At 62.2% G+C, this 17319-nt stretch carries 15 protein-coding genes; 7 read left to right on the top strand and 8 right to left on the bottom strand.

Annotated elements, in window-relative coordinates:
* Nucleotides 1-5 precede the first annotated feature (5 nt).
* On the bottom strand, nt 6-917 hold the full coding sequence (locus ACJ8IN_RS21510) for a LysR family transcriptional regulator (protein WP_033654828.1): 912 nt from the start codon (nt 915-917) through the stop codon (nt 6-8).
* A gap of 137 nt (nt 918-1054) precedes the next feature.
* Here ACJ8IN_RS21510 and xapA point away from each other — a divergent pair, with 137 nt between their 5' ends.
* On the top strand, nt 1055-1876 hold the full coding sequence (gene xapA / locus ACJ8IN_RS21505; RefSeq protein WP_308326053.1) for a xanthosine phosphorylase: 822 nt from the start codon (nt 1055-1057) through the stop codon (nt 1874-1876).
* Nucleotides 1877-1957: 81 nt separating this feature from the next.
* Nucleotides 1958-3208 (top strand): nucleoside permease, encoded by a 1251-nt coding sequence (locus ACJ8IN_RS21500; RefSeq protein ID WP_308326052.1) that lies wholly within the window; start codon nt 1958-1960, stop codon nt 3206-3208.
* A 34-nt stretch (nt 3209-3242) separates the two neighbouring features.
* Here the strand turns inward: ACJ8IN_RS21500 and ACJ8IN_RS21495 are convergent, their stop codons facing one another.
* Both ACJ8IN_RS21495 and ACJ8IN_RS21490 read right to left on the bottom strand, forming a co-directional pair.
* Entirely contained in the window at nt 3243-4175 is a 933-nt protein-coding gene (locus tag ACJ8IN_RS21495; RefSeq protein WP_308326051.1) for a PfkB family carbohydrate kinase, read from the bottom strand.
* Nucleotides 4172-5569, bottom strand: coding sequence for a purine-cytosine permease family protein (locus tag ACJ8IN_RS21490; protein ID WP_025304294.1), 1398 nt, complete (start codon nt 5567-5569; stop codon nt 4172-4174). The genes ACJ8IN_RS21495 and ACJ8IN_RS21490 overlap by 4 nt, the downstream gene beginning before the upstream one ends.
* Before the next feature lie 658 nt (nt 5570-6227).
* Here ACJ8IN_RS21490 and ACJ8IN_RS21485 point away from each other — a divergent pair.
* The gene (locus ACJ8IN_RS21485) at nt 6228-6962 is read left to right on the top strand and encodes a GntR family transcriptional regulator (RefSeq protein ID WP_308326050.1); all 735 of its coding nucleotides are present in this window, start codon (nt 6228-6230) and stop codon (nt 6960-6962) included.
* A gap of 80 nt (nt 6963-7042) precedes the next feature.
* Nucleotides 7043-9211, top strand: coding sequence for a YgiQ family radical SAM protein (locus tag ACJ8IN_RS21480; RefSeq protein ID WP_041036717.1), 2169 nt, complete (start codon nt 7043-7045; stop codon nt 9209-9211).
* Nucleotides 9212-9274: 63 nt separating this feature from the next.
* Here ACJ8IN_RS21480 and ACJ8IN_RS21475 read toward each other — a convergent pair whose 3' ends face one another.
* The 3 genes from ACJ8IN_RS21475 to yqhD all read right to left on the bottom strand — a co-directional run bounded on the left by ACJ8IN_RS21475 (nt 9275) and on the right by yqhD (nt 12298).
* A complete protein-coding gene (locus ACJ8IN_RS21475) occupies nt 9275-9880 on the bottom strand; it encodes a transglycosylase SLT domain-containing protein (RefSeq protein WP_197846498.1) in 606 nt (201 codons plus the stop codon).
* A 142-nt stretch (nt 9881-10022) separates the two neighbouring features.
* Nucleotides 10023-10847 (bottom strand): 2,5-didehydrogluconate reductase DkgA, encoded by an 825-nt coding sequence (gene dkgA, locus ACJ8IN_RS21470; protein WP_047570489.1) that lies wholly within the window; start codon nt 10845-10847, stop codon nt 10023-10025.
* A 287-nt stretch (nt 10848-11134) separates the two neighbouring features.
* Nucleotides 11135-12298 (bottom strand): alcohol dehydrogenase, encoded by a 1164-nt coding sequence (yqhD, locus tag ACJ8IN_RS21465; protein WP_308326049.1) that lies wholly within the window; start codon nt 12296-12298, stop codon nt 11135-11137.
* 226 nt (nt 12299-12524) lie between these two features.
* Here yqhD and ACJ8IN_RS21460 point away from each other — a divergent pair, with 226 nt between their 5' ends.
* Nucleotides 12525-13412, top strand: coding sequence for an AraC family transcriptional regulator (locus tag ACJ8IN_RS21460; RefSeq protein WP_194243347.1), 888 nt, complete (start codon nt 12525-12527; stop codon nt 13410-13412).
* 67 nt (nt 13413-13479) lie between these two features.
* Here the strand turns inward: ACJ8IN_RS21460 and ACJ8IN_RS21455 are convergent, their stop codons facing one another.
* Together ACJ8IN_RS21455 and metC are read right to left on the bottom strand one after the other, a co-directional pair.
* Complete coding sequence (locus ACJ8IN_RS21455; RefSeq protein ID WP_033636044.1) at nt 13480-14142, bottom strand: DedA family protein; 663 nt, start codon at nt 14140-14142, stop codon at nt 13480-13482.
* Nucleotides 14143-14272: 130 nt separating this feature from the next.
* Nucleotides 14273-15484: a cystathionine beta-lyase gene (gene metC, locus ACJ8IN_RS21450; RefSeq protein ID WP_047570493.1), complete on the bottom strand. Its 1212-nt coding sequence runs from the start codon at nt 15482-15484 to the stop codon at nt 14273-14275.
* Between the two features lie 431 nt (nt 15485-15915).
* On the opposite strand from metC, the gene exbB reads away from it, so the two are divergent.
* Both exbB and exbD read left to right on the top strand, forming a co-directional pair.
* Nucleotides 15916-16893 (top strand): tol-pal system-associated acyl-CoA thioesterase, encoded by a 978-nt coding sequence (gene exbB / locus ACJ8IN_RS21445; protein WP_072265252.1) that lies wholly within the window; start codon nt 15916-15918, stop codon nt 16891-16893.
* 3 nt (nt 16894-16896) lie between these two features.
* Nucleotides 16897-17319 (top strand): TonB system transport protein ExbD, encoded by a 423-nt coding sequence (gene exbD / locus ACJ8IN_RS21440; RefSeq protein WP_004937307.1) that lies wholly within the window; start codon nt 16897-16899, stop codon nt 17317-17319.

Genomic DNA, 17319 nt, shown 5'->3' with positions numbered 1-17319 from the left:
GCCGCTTACGGCGCCCGCAGCATCTCCAGAAAGGCCTCTACGACCGGCGTGACGCTGTCGGCGCGGTAAACCGCGTACAGATCCGCCGGCGGCGCCTGCTGCAGCGAGCAAAAGCGGACGCCGGGCCACGGGATGCGGCCGTAGCTGTCCGGCAGCAGCGTAATGCCGCAGCCCTCCGCCACCAGCGCCAGCAGGGTTTGCGGCTCGTTGACCTGATAAGCGACGTCCGGCAAAAATCCCTGCTGCAGGCACAGATTGTGCAGATACAGCCCCAGGCTGGCCTCGTGCGGCGGCAGCACGATGAAACTGTCGTTCTGCAGCGCCGCCAGCGGGATGCTTTCCTGCTGCGCCAGCGGATGATCGAGCGGCAGCACCACGGCGATGCTCTCGCTCGCCAAGCGTTGGCAGGTCAACCCCGGCAGCGTCTGTTGCTGCGCCTCTCGCCAGACCCCGATATCGATATGCCGCTTTTGCAGCGCGGCGATTTGCTGGCTGGGCGTCAGCTCGTTCAACGACCAGGTGACGCCGGCGTTTTGCTCGCTGAACCGCCGCAGCGCCGCGATCAGGCCGCCCCAGGCCGAGGTGCCGACCATGCCGACCACCATGTGGCCGCCTTCGCCGCGCCCCATCTGTTGCACCTGATGCAGCGCGCTGTCTGCCTGATCCAGCAGCCGCTCGACGTTGCGCAGCAGCGTGCGGCCGGCCGGCGTCAGCGTCATGGAGCGGGTGGTGCGTTTGAACAGCACCACGCCGAGCTGGCTTTCCAGCTCCTTGATGTGCTTGCTGAGCGGCGGCTGTGACATATTCAGCCGCCGCGCCGCCTGGGTGAAGTTCATCTCTTCCGCCACCACGCGGAAATAGTGCAGCAGGCGGAAGTTAATCCGGCCGGGATCGGGCAGGGCATGGGGCTGATTCATCCGGGGTATCGCCTCCTTGTGACGCAGCTCAACTTATAGGTAAATGGAATAAATCGGCCGCCAAGAATGTATTGGTCTCGGCCGCGCCTCGCTCTCTACTATGGGGATTATTATCCCCCGCTGAAAGAGAGAATACGATGTTTAATCAAGAAGATGCTTTTACCTGCGCCGATGCTGTCCGCGCACGCCTGCCGGGTTTCCAGCCGAAAGCGGCCTTGATTCTCGGCTCCGGGCTCGGCGCCCTGGCGGAGGTGATGACCGAAACCGTCACCATCGACTACGGGGAGCTGCCGGGCTTCCCGGTGAGCGGCGTCGCCGGCCATGCCGGGCAGTTGGTCGCCGGCAAGCTGGAAGGCGTGCCGGTATTGTGCATGAAAGGGCGCGGTCATTTCTATGAAGGGCGCGGCATGCAGGTGATGACCACCGCGGTGCGCACCTTCAAACTGCTGGGCTGCGAATTCCTGCTGGCGACCAACGCCGCCGGTTCGCTGCGCCGCTCGGTGGCGCCGGGCAGCCTGGTGGCCATCACCGATCACATCAACTTCATGCCGGAATCGCCGCTGGTCGGCGCCAACGACGAGCGCTTCGGGCCGCGCTTCTTCAGCCTGGCGAACGCCTACGATCGCGATCTGCGCGCCCGGCTGGCGGCGGTGGCCGAAAGCGCGGGCATTCCGCTGGCGGAAGGGGTGTTCGCCGCCTACACCGGGCCGAATTTCGAAACGCCGGCGGAGATCCGCATGATGCAGACCATGGGCTGCGACGTGGTGGGCATGTCGATCGTGCCGGAAGTCCTGACGGCGCGCCACTGCGGCCTCAAGGTGCTGGTGGTGTCCGCGATGACCAACTATGCCGAAGGGCTGTCGGATACGCCGCTCTCCCATGAACAAACGCTCAGCTGCGCGGCGCTGGCGGCGGACGATTTCATGCGCCTGATCCGCGAGCTGTTCAAAACGCTGTAACACCGCAGGCAAACCGGCGGCGGGCTGCAGGGGGCCCGCCGCACCAATCATCGTTGAAAGCATAATAACAAGGTGATGGCGATGGTGATAAAAGCACGATTGAAAGTCATGATTTTCCTGCAGTTCTTTATCTGGGGCGCCTGGTTGGTGACGCTGGGCTCCTACATGATCAACACGCTGCATTTCAGCGGCATGCAGGTGGGGATGGTTTACAGCGCCAAAGGCATCGCCGCGCTGATCATGCCGGGGCTGGCGGGCATCATCGCCGATCGGTGGATGAAGGCCAACTACCTGTATGCGCTTTGCCACCTGCTCGGGGCGCTGGCGCTGTACTGCGCGGCGCAGGTCGAGCAACCGATGCTGATGTTCTGGGTGATGCTGTTCAACGCCATGGTCTATATGCCGACCATCGCGCTCTCCAACGCCATTTCCTATTTTTGTCTCGAAAAGCACGGCTTTGACACGGTGAAGGACTTTCCGCCGGTGCGGGTGTACGGCACGGTGGGGTTCATTCTGGCGATGTGGCTGGTCGGCTTCAGCCGAATCGAGCTCAGCAATCTGCAGCTGTATCTGGCTTCTGCGGCGTCGCTGCTGCTGTCCGCTTATTCACTGACGCTGCCGCGCTGCCCGACCAACCGCGCGGCCGAGTCGAAGAGCTGGGTGAGCGTGCTGGGGCTGGATGCGCTGGTACTGTTCCGCCAGCGGCGCATGGCGCTGTTTTTCCTGTTCGCCATGTTGCTTGGCGCGGCGCTGCAGATAACCAATACCTTCGGCAACCCGTTCCTGCACGATCTGTCGCTCAACCCGCTGTATCAGGACAGCCTCAGCGTCCGGTATCCGGCGGTGCTGCTGTCGCTGTCGCAGATCTCCGAAGTGTTCTTTATCCTCACCATTCCCTTCTTCCTGCGCCGTTACGGCATCAAGCAGGTGATGCTGATCAGCATGGCGGCCTGGACGCTGCGCTTCCTGTTCCTGGCCTATGGCACGCCGGTCGGCTTTGGTTTCGTTCTGCTGCTGCTGTCGATGATCGTCTACGGCTGTGCGTTCGACTTCTTTAATATCTCCGGCGCCATCTTCGTCGAGAAAGAGGCCGATCGCCGCATCCGCGCCAGCGCGCAGGGGCTGTTCATGACTATGGTGAACGGTTTGGGCGCCTATCTGGGGGCGCTCGCCAGCGGCGAGGTGGTGGACTTCTTCAGCCATGACGGCGTGAAAGACTGGCAGAGCATCTGGCTGGTGTTTGCGCTGTATACGCTGGTGTTGGGGATCGTGTTCGCGTTGAGTTTCAACTATCGCCACCCGCCGCAGGAGAGTGCGGTAGCGGCGCAGTAAGGCAGAGGGCGCCGCGTGACGGCGCCTTGAAACGTCAGGCCTGCGGGAAGCGCTGTTGCAACTGCTGCCGGTCCGGCGGATTGGCGGCGCCGAGGCTGGCCACCACGCAAGCGGCGACCCGGTTGGCCAGATCGACCGCCTGCGGCAGTGGCCAGCCGGCGGACAGGCCCGCCAGCAAACCGGCGCAGTGGGCATCGCCCGCGCCGATGGTGTCGACGACGTCTACCGGATAGGCGGGCACGTGCAGCGGCGGCGTACGGCCGTCGCAGATCCACGCGCCGTCGCGATCCAGGCGGCAGACCAGCGTTAGGTTACGGGCGGCGGCATAGCGCTGCGCGGCCTCCACGGCGTTGCCGCCGCCGCACAGCGCGGCCACTTCGTCGCGGTTGAGCGTCAATAGGGTGTGGCTGTCGCTGAGCATGGCGAAGAAATCTTCGCTGAGCTGAGCGATGCGCGGGCCGGGATCGATCAGGCGCGGTTGGTCGAACGGCATGCGCGTCAGCCACTCGCGCAGCGCTTCGCCGTTTTCGCCCGCCAGCTCGTAGCCGCTGGCGTAGATCAGGGTGTGTTCCGTCAGCGGCAGCGTGGCCAGCTGCGCTTTATTCCATTGGCTTTCGCAACCGGAAACCGTGATGAAGGTACGTTCGCCGTTCGGCTCCACCAGCGCCAGGCACCAGCCGTTGTCCATCTGGCCGTGGCGCAGCAGCACCTCCAGCCCCAGCTCGCCCATGGCGGCTTCGACCGCCGCGCCCCATTCGCCGTTGCCGACCGGCATGCCGTTGATCACCGGCACCTCAAGGCGCACCAGCGCGCGCGCCACGTTGAACGCGCAGCCGCCGATTTGCCGCGCCTGCGGCTGGGCTTCGATATCTTCGCCGCTGGTCGGCAGGCGCGGCAGCGTCATCACCAGATCGCCGACCGCGCCCCCAATCACCAGGACAGGTGTTACAGCTTCCCACTCACTCATTGATGTTCTCTGCGTTGGGTCAGGTACAGACCGTAAGCGATCAGACTCACCGCGAACGACACAAACAGCCCCAGGCTGGAATCGGCGAACAAGCCTTTGGCCAGCGGGCCGTCGATAAAACCGGTTTTGGTGACCAGCAGGCCGCACAGGGCGCCGAGGAACCAGCAGAACAGCGGGGCTTTGCGCACGCCGCGGTTCTGGCCATGCAGGCCGTACAAAGCGTTGCCATCATACCCGTGGCGGCGGCGCAGGCACAGGTAATCGAGCAGGAAAATCGCCTCCCAGGCCGCCAGGAAGACGCCGCAGAACACCAGGAAGGAGATGAACGGCCCCATGAAATCGCCGGAGATGAACAGCACATACAGGGCGATGCCCAACACCACCACCGCGTCGATCGATACCGCCAGCCACTGCTTGACCTGCACGCCGATGGTCAGCAGGTTAAGGCTGGCGGAATACAGGCTGAGCACCGCGATGGTGACGATGCCGGCGGTGGCGGCCAGCAGATAAGGAATGGCCATCCAGGCGGGCAGCACCGAGCCTATCAGCGCGATGGGGTTGGCGGCGCTGGCCAGATCGGGCAGCTGCACGGAAAGCAGGATGCCGGCCAGCATCAGCAGCATCAGCGGCAAACAGGCGCCGCCCATCACCGCGGCGAAAATGCTTTTGCTCGACGAGCTCGGGCTTTGATAGCGGCTGTAGTCGGCGCCGGCGATCGCCCAACTGATGCCGGTGCCGGCGGCAATCACCGATACCGCCGGCAGGAAGCCGGTCAACCAGCTGCCGGAAGGCAGCGCCAGCACCTGGCTCCACTCGGTGTTGAACAGGATATAGAGCACCACGATCAGCGTCATGGTGCCGAAGATGCGGCTGAACCAGCTTTGCATCCAGACCACGGTATTTTGCCCCAGCAGGCTGACGACGACAGTGAGCCCGCCGAACAGCAGCAGGCTGAGCGCGGTCAGCAGGTGGCTGCTACCCAACCCGAAGGCCTCGAACAGCGCCGCCAGCGTCAGGGTGCCGGTGATCACGTTGACTGCTTCCCAGCCCATCAGGTTGATCCAACTGAACAGGGTGGGCGCCACGTTGCCCTTCAGGCCGAAAATCACCCGCGAGAGCGTCAGCGTAGAGGTGCGCCCGCGCTTGCCGGCGAAGCTGGTGAGGCCGACCAGCACGAAGCTGGCGACGCCGACCAGCGCGGCGAGTACCGATTGCAGGAAGGATAAGCCGAAGCCGACGATAATGGCGCCGTACACCACGCCGAGAATGCCGATATTGGCCGCCGACCAGATCCAAAACAGCTCGATGGGCTTGCCGGTCTGTTCCGCGTCCGGCACCCGATCGATACCGGTGCTTTCTACCTTCCATGCTTCATTGCGATTGATATCGGTCATAGCAAATGATCCCTGTAGCGCAGGGCCGCGAGGGCCGCCGCAGTTGACTGAAAATCGATTCCGTTGGCGCGGTTGACGCCGGCTATTTCGTTGTCGGTGAAGACGCCGATTCCGCGCAGTGTGTAGCGGCTGATACCGCCGGGTCTGTCAAAGTGAGGGCGGTATCCGCCTTATCGGGTGAGGCACGTCGGCCGCACGGCGCCAATGAGTGTAGTCAAAGAGTGGGTCTGCAGCGGGGTTTGGCGAAGCGGGAACGTTTCTATTTGCCGACATCGATCCGTTGCGCCCACCGCGAGGGGATCCTGTGATGTGGCTATGAGCAGTGAGCAAGCTATCCATTAGCTACGTTGCTTATTCTCGGCCGTTTGTGCTGACAGTATATCCCCGCTGCCGGCCATCAAGGGTATCCTTTAGGCCTGGCAGCGGGTTTTTTATTGTTTTTAAAGTGGGTCCCTGGTGTTGGTGCGATTGATGTATCAACATCAATAAGCACAGATTACGCGCGATCTAGATCCAATGAAAGTCCATTAGGCAAAAATTGTGATGCCACTCTGAAAACATTAGCGATATTTTAGTTAAGGTGAGGGGCTTATCGCCGGATCGGCGATAGGATAAAAAACGAAATCCAGACAAATGGCATAGGTAAGAGGGCGGGCGAATGACGGATTTTATGGCCTGGCTGCGTGGCCATCTGGCGCAGGGGGCGGTAGCGCCGCGTTATATTCAGTTGGCATCGGCGATAGAGACCGCGATCAGGCAGCAGGTGCTGGCGGCGGAGGCGTTTCTGCCGCCCGAACGGCAGATGGCGGAAGGCCTGGCTCTGTCGCGCGTCACCGTCAGCAAGGCGATGAAACTGCTGGAGGAGAAGGGGCTGATTTTGCGACAGCAGGGCGTTGGCACCCGCGTGGCGATGCACATTGGCTATTCCCTCGATAAGGACAGCGGTTTCACCGCTCAGGCGCTGCGCCACGGCAGCAGCGTCAGCAATCGATGGTTGCTGCGCACCCGGGTCGGCGCACCGGCCAAGGCCGCGGCGGCGCTGGGGCTGGCGGAAGGAGATGAGGTGGTCAAACTGCGGCGTTTGCGCTTGCTGAACGGCAGCCCGGTCTCGCTGGAAACCACCTATATTCCGCCGCGCTTCCTGCCCGAACCGGGGCAGCTGGAACATTCGCTGTATGCGTTATGGCAATCGCGCGGCATCGTGCCTGAAGATAAACACTTTCTGCTGAAGGCGGTATCCTGCAGCGACGAGGTCGCCGAGCTGCTCAACGTGCCGTGCGGCGCGCCGTTGTTGCACATCGCCCAGACCAGCCGCAATGCCCAGGGTGAGGCGCTGGAGTTCAGCGATATCTTGTGCCGCAGCGACGTTTATGAATTCGAAGTGAACGGTTAGCGAAATAACCATGCTCTTTTTGCAGCTAGTGCGTATAATCGCCGCCCGGCGATTAATTAACCTGTAAAAAGAGCAGCAGAATGAGCACCACCAGCCTGATCCAACCCGATCGTGAACTGTTTTCCTATAAGCCTTATTGGGCGGAATGTTTTGGCACCGCGCCGTTTTTACCGATGTCGCGAGCAGAGATGGATCAACTGGGCTGGGACAGCTGCGATGTGATCATCATCAGCGGCGACGCCTATGTCGATCACCCGAGCTTCGGCATGGCGATCATCGGCCGCATGCTGGAAGCGCAGGGCTTCCGCGTCGGCATCATCGCGCAGCCGGACTGGAGCAACAAAGAAGACTTCATGCGGTTGGGGAAACCGAACCTGTTCTTCGGCATCACCGCCGGCAACATGGACTCGATGATCAACCGCTATACCGCCGATCGCAAACTGCGCCACGACGATGCTTACACCGCCGGCAACGTCGGCGGCAAACGCCCGGATCGCGCTACCCTGGTCTACAGCCAGCGCTGTAAAGAAGCCTACAAAGACGTGCCGATCGTGCTGGGCGGCATCGAAGCCAGCCTGCGCCGCATCGCCCACTACGATTACTGGTCGGATACCGTGCGCCGCTCGGTGCTGGTGGATTCCAAGGCCGACATGCTGATCTACGGCAACGGTGAACGCCCGCTGGTGGAAGTGGCGCATCGCCTGGCCGCCGGTGAGAAGATTGGCGACATCCACGATATTCGCAATACCGCCGTAATGCGCAAAGAAGCGCTGCCGGGCTGGAGCGGCGTGGATTCCACCCGCCTCGACAAGCCGGGCCGCATCGAACCTATCCCGAACCCGTACGGCGACGATCTACCGTGCGCCGACGGCGCCAAGCCGAAAGAGCCGGAAGCCAAGCCTGTCACCGTGCGCGCCGCCAAGCCGAAGCCGTGGGAGAAGACCTATGTGCTGCTGCCGTCCTTCGAGAAAGTGAAGGGCGACAAGGTGCTGTATGCGCACACCTCGCGCATTCTGCACCATGAAACCAACCCGGGCTGCGCCCGTGCGCTGATGCAGAAACACGGCGACCGCTACGTGTGGATCAACCCGCCGGCGATCCCGCTGACCACGCCGGAGATGGACAGCGTCTTCGCGCTGCCTTATCAGCGCGTGCCGCACCCGTCCTACGGCCAGGATCGCATTCCGGCCTATGACATGATCCGTTTCTCGGTGAATATCATGCGCGGCTGCTACGGCGGCTGCTCGTTCTGTTCGATCACCGAGCATGAAGGGCGCATCATCCAGAGCCGTTCGGAAGATTCGATCGTTCGCGAAATCGAAGAGATCCGCGACAAGGTGCCGGGCTTTACCGGCGTGATCTCCGATCTCGGCGGCCCGACCGCCAACATGTATATGCTGCGCTGCACCAACCCGCGCGCCGAGCAGACCTGCCGCCGCGCCTCGTGCGTGTATCCGGAGATCTGCACCTACATGGACACCAACCACGAGCCGACCATCAAGCTGTATCGCCGCGCGCGTTCGCTGGAGGGCATCAAGAAGATCCTGATCGCTTCCGGGGTTCGTTACGATCTGGCGGTGGAAGATCCGCGTTATATCAAGGAACTGGCGACCCACCACGTCGGCGGTTACCTGAAGATCGCGCCGGAGCACACCGAAGAAGGGCCGCTGTCGAAGATGATGAAGCCTGGCATGGGCAGCTACGATCGCTTCAAGCAGCTGTTTGATCACTATTCGAAGCAGGCGGGCAAAGAGCAGTACCTGATCCCGTACTTCATCTCGTCGCATCCGGGCACCCGCGACGAAGACATGGTGAACCTGGCGCTGTGGCTGAAGAAGAACCGTTTCCGCCTCGATCAGGTGCAGAACTTCTATCCTTCGCCGATGGCCAACTCCACCACCATGTATTACAGCGGCAAAAACCCGCTGAGCAAGGTGGGGTACAAGAGCGAAGACGTGGTGGTGCCGCGCGGCGATCGCCAGCGCCGCCTGCACAAGGCGCTGCTGCGTTACCACGATCCGGCCAACTGGTCGCTGATCCGCGCCGCGCTGGAAGAGATGGGGCTGAAGCACCTGATCGGCAGCCGCCGCGAGTGTCTGGTGCCGGCGCCGAGCATCGACGAGCAGCGCGAAGCGAAACGCCTGCAGCGCCATACCCGGCCGGCGCTGACCAAACATACCGATATCAATCGGCAGCGCACGCCGTCCAACCGGCCGCCGCGCAAACCGATTCGCAAAGCCAAGCCGTAACGGCCACGCCGCGGGCGCAAACAAAAAGGAGAACCCTCGGGTTCTCCTTTTTACTTTTACTCATCACAGCCGATCGTAGGCGGCTTCCACTTTCATCAAATGGCGCGGCGCCTGCGGAGCGGGATGGTATTTGCGCACGTGCCAGTTAAAGGCTTCCGGCGACAGGTTGTTGATCATCGCGATGGCCTGCTGGCGGTTACTGGAGAAGGTGCGCAGCAGCGCGCCGGTGCCGTTGACGTAGGCGATGATGGTGGCGTAGCGCAGCGTAACGGGATTGGCGATCCCTTTAAGCTGTTGTTTTTGCAAGGTGGCCAGGTAGGCGGCGCCGAGATCGATATTGGTGTCGGGATCCAGCAGATCGTCATCATCCGGGCAACCGCGTTTGCCTTTGTAGCGATAGGCGTCGCAGCCGGCGGTATCGGCTTTCAGCTGCATCAGGCCGATCGCATTGGATCTGCTCACTGCGGCGGGGTTGAAACCGGACTCCACCTGGATCATGGCGGTGATCAGCTTGGCGTCTACGCCGTATTCGCTGGCGGCGTCTTTAATGGCGCTGTCGAAGGCGTGGCGATCGTAGCTGACGCGCTGTTTCTTGCCGGCGCAACCCGCCAGCACCAGCATGATGCAAAGCATGCTCAGCCGTGACCCGTGTGAGAAAGAGAATTTCATGGTGCTCCGTGCTTGTCTGTTTTTTAACGGTATTAACCGGCAGGCGGAGCCTCCGGCGTCGTCATCATAACGTCAGGCGGCGCAAGGGAGCAATGTGCGGAAAGGAAAAGCCCCCTCCGGCGGGAGAGGGCTTGGGGAGGAATTACAGGGTATCCGGATCCGGCCCGAGGCGGTTGCCGATGTCCAGCTTGGCGATCTCGCCCAGTTCGTCCTTATCGAGTTTGAAATCAAACACCTCGAAGTTTTCGCGGATGCGCGACGGCGTGACCGATTTCGGGATCACGATCAGGCCGCTGTCCAGGTGCCAGCGCACCACGATCTGCGCCGGGGTTTTCTCGTATTTTTCGGCCAGCGCCTTGATCAGCGGCTGGTCGAACACCCCTTCACCGCCCTGCGCCAGCGGGCTCCAGGATTCGGTGGCGATGTGGTGCGTGGCGTTCCAGGCACGCAGCTGGCGCTGTTGCAGCAGCGGATGCAGCTCTATCTGATTGACGACCGGCGCCACGTTGGTTTCATCCAGCAGGCGCTGCAGGTGCGGCGTATGGAAGTTGCATACGCCGATGCTTTTCACCAGGCCTTGATCGCGCAGTTTGATCAGTTCGCGCCAGGCGGAGACGTATTGATCCTGCTGCGGGCGCGGCCAGTGGATCAGATACAGATCCACATAGTCCAGCTTGAGTTTTTCCAAACTGGTTTCCAGCGCCGCCAGCGGATCGCCCTGATCGTCGTTCCACAGCTTGGTGGTGATGAACAGGTCGCTGCGCGGCAGCGCGCTGGACTGCAGCGCGGCGCCGACGCCTTCCTCGTTTTTGTAGATCGCGGCGGTGTCGATGGAGCGGTAACCGATCTCCAGCGCTTTGCTCACCGCGCGGGTGGTCTCTTCAATACTCGCCTGCCAAACGCCGAGACCCAACTGCGGCATCAGATTACCATCGTGGAGTTTGATGATGGGTTGTTGCGTTGTCATGCGCATCTCCTTGTGTACGGATTGCGGCGCCTGCGGCACCGAAACGGCTATAGATAAATTCTAGTTGGCAAAGTGGGCGGTTGCCGGGTTTGCCAGCCTAATTTCAGCGGTGGCGGGAGGGCGACTTTCTCGCCGCTCTCCCTGCGAATGAGCGGTAAGACGGGTGGTGCGAAACGATCGGCGGCGCGCTGAGGCGCCTGACGGCGCCCGGTGATCGGCCGGGCGCCGGATGCGGCGAAAAATGGCTGACGGAGACTAAAGCCTAGCAAAAAATCGCCGTTTTGCGATTAACGCGCCGCTTCATAAATGCGGCGGCTGACGTCCAGGGTAATGTCCTGATGCTCTCCCAGGGCGGTCATGCCGTGCTGATGCAGCTTGTCGAGCAGCGCCGGAATGCTGCTGCCGTCGAGCTGATAATCCGCCATGCGGGTCGGTACGCCCATCAGCTCGAAGAAGGCGCGAGTGGCGGCGATGGCGCCGTCGATGCGGCTGTCTTCGCTGCCTTCGCGCAGGCCCCAAACGCGGTCAGCGTACTGCAGCAGTTTTGCGCGCTTCTGCGCTTTCTTCTCGTGCAGCAGCGCCGGCAGCACGATGGCCAGCGTTTGCGCGTGGTCGAGATCGTGCATGGCGGTCAGCTCGTGGCCCAGCATGTGGGTTGCCCAGTCCTGCGGCACCCCGGCGCCGATCAGGCCGTTCAGCGCCATGGTGGCGCTCCACATCACGTTGGCGCGCACCGCATAGTTCTCCGGTTCGGCCAGCGCGCGCGGGCCGTCTTCCAGCAGGGTCAGCAGCAGGCCTTCGGCGAAGCGATCCTGCACCTTGGCGTCGACCGGGTAGGTCAGATACTGCTCCAGGGTGTGCACGAAGGCGTCGACCACGCCATTGGCGATCTGGCGCGGCGGCAGCGAATAGGTCACCACCGGATCCAGCACGGCGAAGCGCGGCTGCACCAGCGGCGAGAAGAAGTGCTGCTTGTCGCCGCTGCTTTTACGGGTGATCACCGCGCCGCTGTTGGATTCGGAACCGGTGGCCGGCAGCGTCAGCACGCAGCCCATCGGCACCGCGTCGGCGATGTGGCTGCCGACGGTCTGCAGGATATGCCAGGCGTCGCCGTTGGCGGTATAACGGGCGGCGGCGGCGATGAACTTGGTGCCGTCAACCACCGACCCGCCGCCGACCGCCAGCAGGAAATCGATGTTTTCTGCCTTCACCACCTCGACCGCTTTCATCAGCGTTTCGTAGGTTGGGTTCGGCTCGATGCCGGAGAACTCCCGCACGTCGCGGCCGGCCAGCGCGCTATACACCTGATCCAGCACGCCGTTTTTCTTCACGCTGCCGCCACCGTAGGTGATCAGGATGCGTGCGTCCGCCGGGATCTGGCCGGCCACTTCGGCAATTTGGTCCTTGCCGAACAGGATTTTGGTTGGGGTATGCAGAATGAAGTTTTGCATGGTTGATTTCTCTCTTTCTGTCAGGCGGGCGCCAACGCGGCGCAAAGGTTTCTGGCCCGTATTGTCAGCAACCTGCCGGCAGCGCACAATGCACATTCCTGTTTGGTTCTTGCCTATTTCTACAATCCTCTGTAGGAATAGCGAATTTTAAATTATGATTTATGCCGAATCGTTCTGACTGTAAGAGGGTGTTTCCGTGATTGAAATCGATGCGCAGCGCAGCCGCATGGCGCGCCAGGCGATGGCTATCGCCACCGGCAACGGCTACACGCCGTCGCCGGTGCCGCGGGTGAAGATCCTGTATGTCGATCGCCACTGCCCGCGCCAACCGGTGATGTACGAACCGGGGATCGTCATCATCTTTCAGGGGCACAAGGTCGGCTATTGCGGCAGTAAGGTGTTCCAGTACGATCCGCGCAACTACCTGCTGATGACGGTGCCGCTGCCGTTCGAATGCGAAACCTTCGCCAGCCCGGAACTGCCGCTGGTTGGATTGGCGGTCAATATCGATACCCAAATGCTGCAGGATTTGCTGATCGACATCGGCGACGACGACTACCTGATGCAACCGCGGGCGGAGAGCAACGGGGTGAACCTGGCCGAGCTGACGGAAGCGCTGCTGTGCGCCACCGAACGCCTGCTGGACGTGATGGCCAAGCCGCTCGACGCCCGGGTGCTGGGGCCGCAGATCGTGCGCGAGATCCTTTACTACGTGCTGCGCGGTACCTGCGGCGCGTCGCTGCAGGAGTTGGTCAATCGCCATACCCACTTCAGCCAGATCGCCAAGGCGCTGCGGCGCATCGAACATCAGTATGCCGACAACCTCAACGTCGAGCAGTTGGCCGGCGAGGTCAACATGAGCGTCTCGGCGTTCCACCACAATTTCAAAGCGGTGACCAACACCTCGCCGCTGCAGTACGTGAAGTCGTACCGGCTGCATAAGGCGCGCCTGCTGATGGTGCATGACGGCCTGAAGGCCAGCACCGCGGCGATCCGCGTCGGCTACGAGAGCGCGTCGCAGTTCAGCCGTGAATTCAAGCGGCTGTTCGGCATGACGCCGAGCGATGAAGTCGCCCGGCTGCGCGAGGCCAACCCGCTGCTGCTGGAGGGCTGAGCCGCGTTTACGGGGGCAGTGCGATCTTGCCGGGCGCTGGTCGAGAAGGCGCTGTAGCGCGCCGGATTTAGGAAGAGGAAGCGCGCTTTTTGCGCCAGATCACCAGCATGGCGCCCAGCAGGCCGACGAACAGCAGCAGCAGCGGCAGCAGCATCAGGCCGGTCATCACCTGGCTTTCGTAGCGTTTTACCAGAGGGATTTGACTGAAAGCGTAGCCGAGGCCCACCAGAGCACAGACCCAGATCGCCGCGCTCAGCCAGTTGAACACCTGGAAGCGCGAGCTGTTGAGCCCGGAAATGCCGGCCATGGTCGGCAGCAGGGTGCGCACGAAGCCGAGGAAACGGCCGATCAGCAGCGCCGTCAGCCCGTGGCGGTTGAACAGGTTGTGCGCGCGCTGGTGGTACTGCGCCGGCAGCTGCAGCAGCCAGCTCTTCACCAGGCCGGTGTGGCCCAGCCAGCGGCCCTGGATATAGCTCAGCCAGCAGCCGAGGCCGGCGGCGGCGGTCAGAATCAGCAGGGTAGGGGCAAAGCCCATCACGCCTTTGGCGATCAGCGCGCCCGACAGCAGCAGCAGGCTGTCGCCGGGGAGGAAGGAGGCGGGCAGCAGTCCGTTTTCCAAAAACAGGGTGGTGAAAAGTACGGCGTAAACCACCCAAATTACGCTGGGATCGGCGAGGGCGATAAAGTCCTGCTGCCAAAGCGCATGAATAATCTCTCGTAATACATCCATTTTATGTCCTGTTGCATGCCGGTTGCGCCCGGGGTCACGTTCTCCAGGATGCGGCGGTTACCGTATCTGACAGTTACCCGATTAGTGTACCGCTAATAGCTTAAGCCGACATTAAACAAGGCGAAGAAAATTACCGGAATCCGTCTTGGCGCACGCCGCTGAGGCGATCGAAGCCGGCCGCCAGATCGGCGATCAGGTCTTCGACGTTCTCCAGGCCGATGTGCAGGCGCACCAGCGTGCCGGAGAAATCGACGCCGCCCGCCGGACGGATCGCTTCCAGCTCTTCCGGCTGGTTGGCCAGGATCAGCGACTCGAAGCCGCCCCAGGAGTAGGCCATGCTGAAATGGCTGAAGTTGTCCAGGTAGGCGGCCAGCTGCGCATCATCCAGCCGCTCTTTCAGCACGAAGGAGAACAGCCCGTTGCAGCCGCTGAAGTCGCGGCGGTAGAACTCGTGGCCCTTGCAGCTGGGCAGGGCCGGGTGATTGACCGTCGCCACCTCCGGCCGTGCCGCCAGCCAGTTGGCGACTTCGATGCTGCTGCGCTCGTGCTGCTTCAGGCGCACGCTCAGGGTGCGCAGGCCGCGGCTCGCCATGTAGGCGGTGTCGGCATCCACCATCTGCCCCATCAGGTAGGAGTACTCGCGCAGCCGATCCCAACAGCGCGCGTTGGCGACGGCGGTGCCGAGCATGTAATCGGAATGGCCGATCAGATATTTGGTGCCGGCCTGAATCGAAATGTCGATGTCGAAATCCAGCGCCTTGAACAGCACGCCCGCCGCCCAGGTGTTGTCGATCATGATCACCACCTCCGGCGCCACGGCGCGGATGGCCTGCACCATCGCCGGAATATCCTGCACTTCCAGGGTGATGGAGCCGGGGGATTCCAGGAACACCACGCGGGTATTGGGCTGGATCAGCGTGGCGATATCGGCGCCAATTAATGGATCGAAATAGGTGGTGCTGACGTTCATGCGGCCGAGGATATGGGTGCAGAAATCCTGGGTCGGTTCGTACGCCGAGCCGGTGACCAGCAGGTGATCGCCGGCGCCGACGAACGACAGGATCGCATTGGCTACCGCCGCCGCGCCGCAGGGGTACAGCACGCAGCCGGCGCCGCCCTCCAGCTCCACCATCGCATCCTGCAGCGCGAAGTGGGTCAGGGTGCCGCGTCGGCCGTAAAACAGCTCGCCGTGGGCGCGCTGCGCGGTGGCGTGTTTTTTGGCGGCGACGGAGTCGAAGACCAAAGAAGAGGCGCGTTGCGTGACGGGATTGACGGAGCCCTGGGTGTAGCGCTTGCCGCGGCCGGCGCCGATCAGCGTGGTTTCGATATGTTTTGACGTCATGGTACCTGGCTCACCTCTGGTTGCTCTGCACGTGCCCGTTTGCGATAGCCCTTACGTTATCATGAGTTAATATAGCCATCCAGACGTTTTAACTTCCAGATACAGAAACGGCTATAATTGGCTGCCGACTGCGCATTTCTCGCCTCATCCTTCTGCCGAGCGGCGAGAGAGAAGCCCATTCATCGGTCGAGATGCCTTTCGGCAGCGTGGCCTTGTTGCGCCGTTGTGGGGGAAAAGTAACGAAATAACCCCATAAAAGGGGCGTTTGGCGGTGAACGGACGCGGATTGGCGCTTTGCCGCGGGGTTGGCTAAAATTTTCTCGTTTATTTGGTAAATAATAATGAGAACTACTATCAATCCCCGGTTGGTTTGATATGATCGCACGCTGAATTATTCCTTAATTTTGATCGGTAATGGGTGGAGGCACAGCGTGAAAACGGCTGGCAAGAATTTAAATCAAGGATCGTTCGGCCAAGGCCGGGCGCAGTGGGGCAAGGCCTTTGGCCGCAGCCTGATGGCTTCAATGGTGTTGGTCGTGGGGCTGGCCGGCAGCGCGCAGGCGGCGCCGGCGGCCAATCCGGCCGTTACCGAAAGCGTTGCGCCGACCGCCGCGCCTGCACCTGCAGCCGCCGCGCCGGAAAGCATCACGCCGGTGAACCCGGCGCCAACGATCCAGCCACCGGAAACCCGCGGCATGGATCTGTCCGTTTGGGGCATGTATCAGCACGCCGACGCGGTGGTGAAAGCGGTAATGATCGGCCTGGTGCTGGCCTCGATCGTGACCTGGACCATTCTGTTCTCCAAAGGCAGTGAATTGCTGCGCGCCAAACGCCGCCTGCGCCGCGAACAGCTGGCGCTGGCCGACGCGCGCTCGCTGGATGAAGCTTCCGAGCTGGCGCAAAACTTCGGCTCGCAGAGCGTCAGCTCTGTCTTGCTGAACGACGCGCAAAATGAGCTGGAGCTGTCCGCAGAGTCCAGCGACAACAACGGCATCAAAGAGCGTACCGGCTTCCGCCTCGAGCGCCGCGTGGCGGCCTACAGCCGCAACATGGGCCGCGGCAACGGTTTCCTGGCCACCATCGGCGCCATCTCGCCGTTCGTCGGCCTGTTCGGCACCGTGTGGGGCATCATGAACAGCTTCATCGGCATCGCCCATTCGCAGACCACCAACCTGGCGGTCGTGGCGCCGGGCATCGCGGAAGCGCTGCTGGCGACCGCGCTGGGCCTGGTCGCGGCGATCCCTGCCGTCGTTATCTACAACATCTTTGCCCGCGTCATCAGCGGCCATCGCGCCCAGGTGGGCGACGTGGCGGCGCAGGTCTTGCTGCTGCAGGGCCGCGATCTGGATCTGGCCGCGACGGCGGAAGCCAAGCGCTCACAGCACGCACACCAACTGCGGGCGGGGTGAGTCATGGCGATGCGCTTAAATGAAGATCTGGACGACAGCGGCGAACTGCATGAAATCAACGTGACGCCGTTTATCGACGTCATGTTGGTGCTGTTGATCATCTTTATGGTGGCCGCGCCGCTGGCAACGGTAGATATCCGCGTCGATCTGCCGGCTTCTTCCGCCAAACCGCAGCCGCGGCCGGAAAAACCGGTGTTCCTGTCGGTGAAGGCCGACAAGCAGCTCTACGTTGGCGATCAGCCGGTGAATGCCGATCAGCTGACTTCGGTGCTGGATCAACGCACTCAGGCCAACAAAGAAACCACCATCTTCTTCCAGGCGGACAAGAGCGTGGACTATGAAACGCTGATGAGCGTGATGGACACCCTGCGTAAAGCCGGCTACCTGAAAGTGGGGCTGGTGGGCATGGAAGGCGCCGCCAAGTAA

This window comes from Serratia sp. CY31944 (assembly GCF_052169175.1).
GTDB lineage: Bacteria > Pseudomonadota > Gammaproteobacteria > Enterobacterales > Enterobacteriaceae > Serratia > Serratia sarumanii.
This window is presented reverse-complemented; position numbering and strand designations above follow the sequence as displayed.

What these genes read in the sequence shown, in the direction of transcription:
- exbD (WP_004937307.1), top strand. Translation starts at nt 16,897, where the DNA reads ATGGCGATGCGCTTAAATGAAGATCTGGACGACAGCGGCGAACTGCAT.
- ACJ8IN_RS21490 (WP_025304294.1), bottom strand. Translation starts at nt 5,569, where the DNA reads ATGACCGATATCAATCGCAATGAAGCATGGAAGGTAGAAAGCACCGGT.
- yqhD (WP_308326049.1), bottom strand. Translation starts at nt 12,298, where the DNA reads ATGCAAAACTTCATTCTGCATACCCCAACCAAAATCCTGTTCGGCAAG.
- ACJ8IN_RS21460 (WP_194243347.1), top strand. Translation starts at nt 12,525, where the DNA reads ATGGCGCGCCAGGCGATGGCTATCGCCACCGGCAACGGCTACACGCCG.
- metC (WP_047570493.1), bottom strand. Translation starts at nt 15,484, where the DNA reads ATGACGTCAAAACATATCGAAACCACGCTGATCGGCGCCGGCCGCGGC.
- ACJ8IN_RS21495 (WP_308326051.1), bottom strand. Translation starts at nt 4,175, where the DNA reads ATGAGTGAGTGGGAAGCTGTAACACCTGTCCTGGTGATTGGGGGCGCG.
- dkgA (WP_047570489.1), bottom strand. Translation starts at nt 10,847, where the DNA reads ATGACAACGCAACAACCCATCATCAAACTCCACGATGGTAATCTGATG.
- ACJ8IN_RS21510 (WP_033654828.1), bottom strand. Translation starts at nt 917, where the DNA reads ATGAATCAGCCCCATGCCCTGCCCGATCCCGGCCGGATTAACTTCCGC.
- ACJ8IN_RS21480 (WP_041036717.1), top strand. Translation starts at nt 7,043, where the DNA reads ATGAGCACCACCAGCCTGATCCAACCCGATCGTGAACTGTTTTCCTAT.
- ACJ8IN_RS21455 (WP_033636044.1), bottom strand. Translation starts at nt 14,142, where the DNA reads ATGGATGTATTACGAGAGATTATTCATGCGCTTTGGCAGCAGGACTTT.
- ACJ8IN_RS21485 (WP_308326050.1), top strand. Translation starts at nt 6,228, where the DNA reads ATGACGGATTTTATGGCCTGGCTGCGTGGCCATCTGGCGCAGGGGGCG.
- xapA (WP_308326053.1), top strand. Translation starts at nt 1,055, where the DNA reads ATGTTTAATCAAGAAGATGCTTTTACCTGCGCCGATGCTGTCCGCGCA.
- ACJ8IN_RS21475 (WP_197846498.1), bottom strand. Translation starts at nt 9,880, where the DNA reads ATGAAATTCTCTTTCTCACACGGGTCACGGCTGAGCATGCTTTGCATC.
- ACJ8IN_RS21500 (WP_308326052.1), top strand. Translation starts at nt 1,958, where the DNA reads ATGGTGATAAAAGCACGATTGAAAGTCATGATTTTCCTGCAGTTCTTT.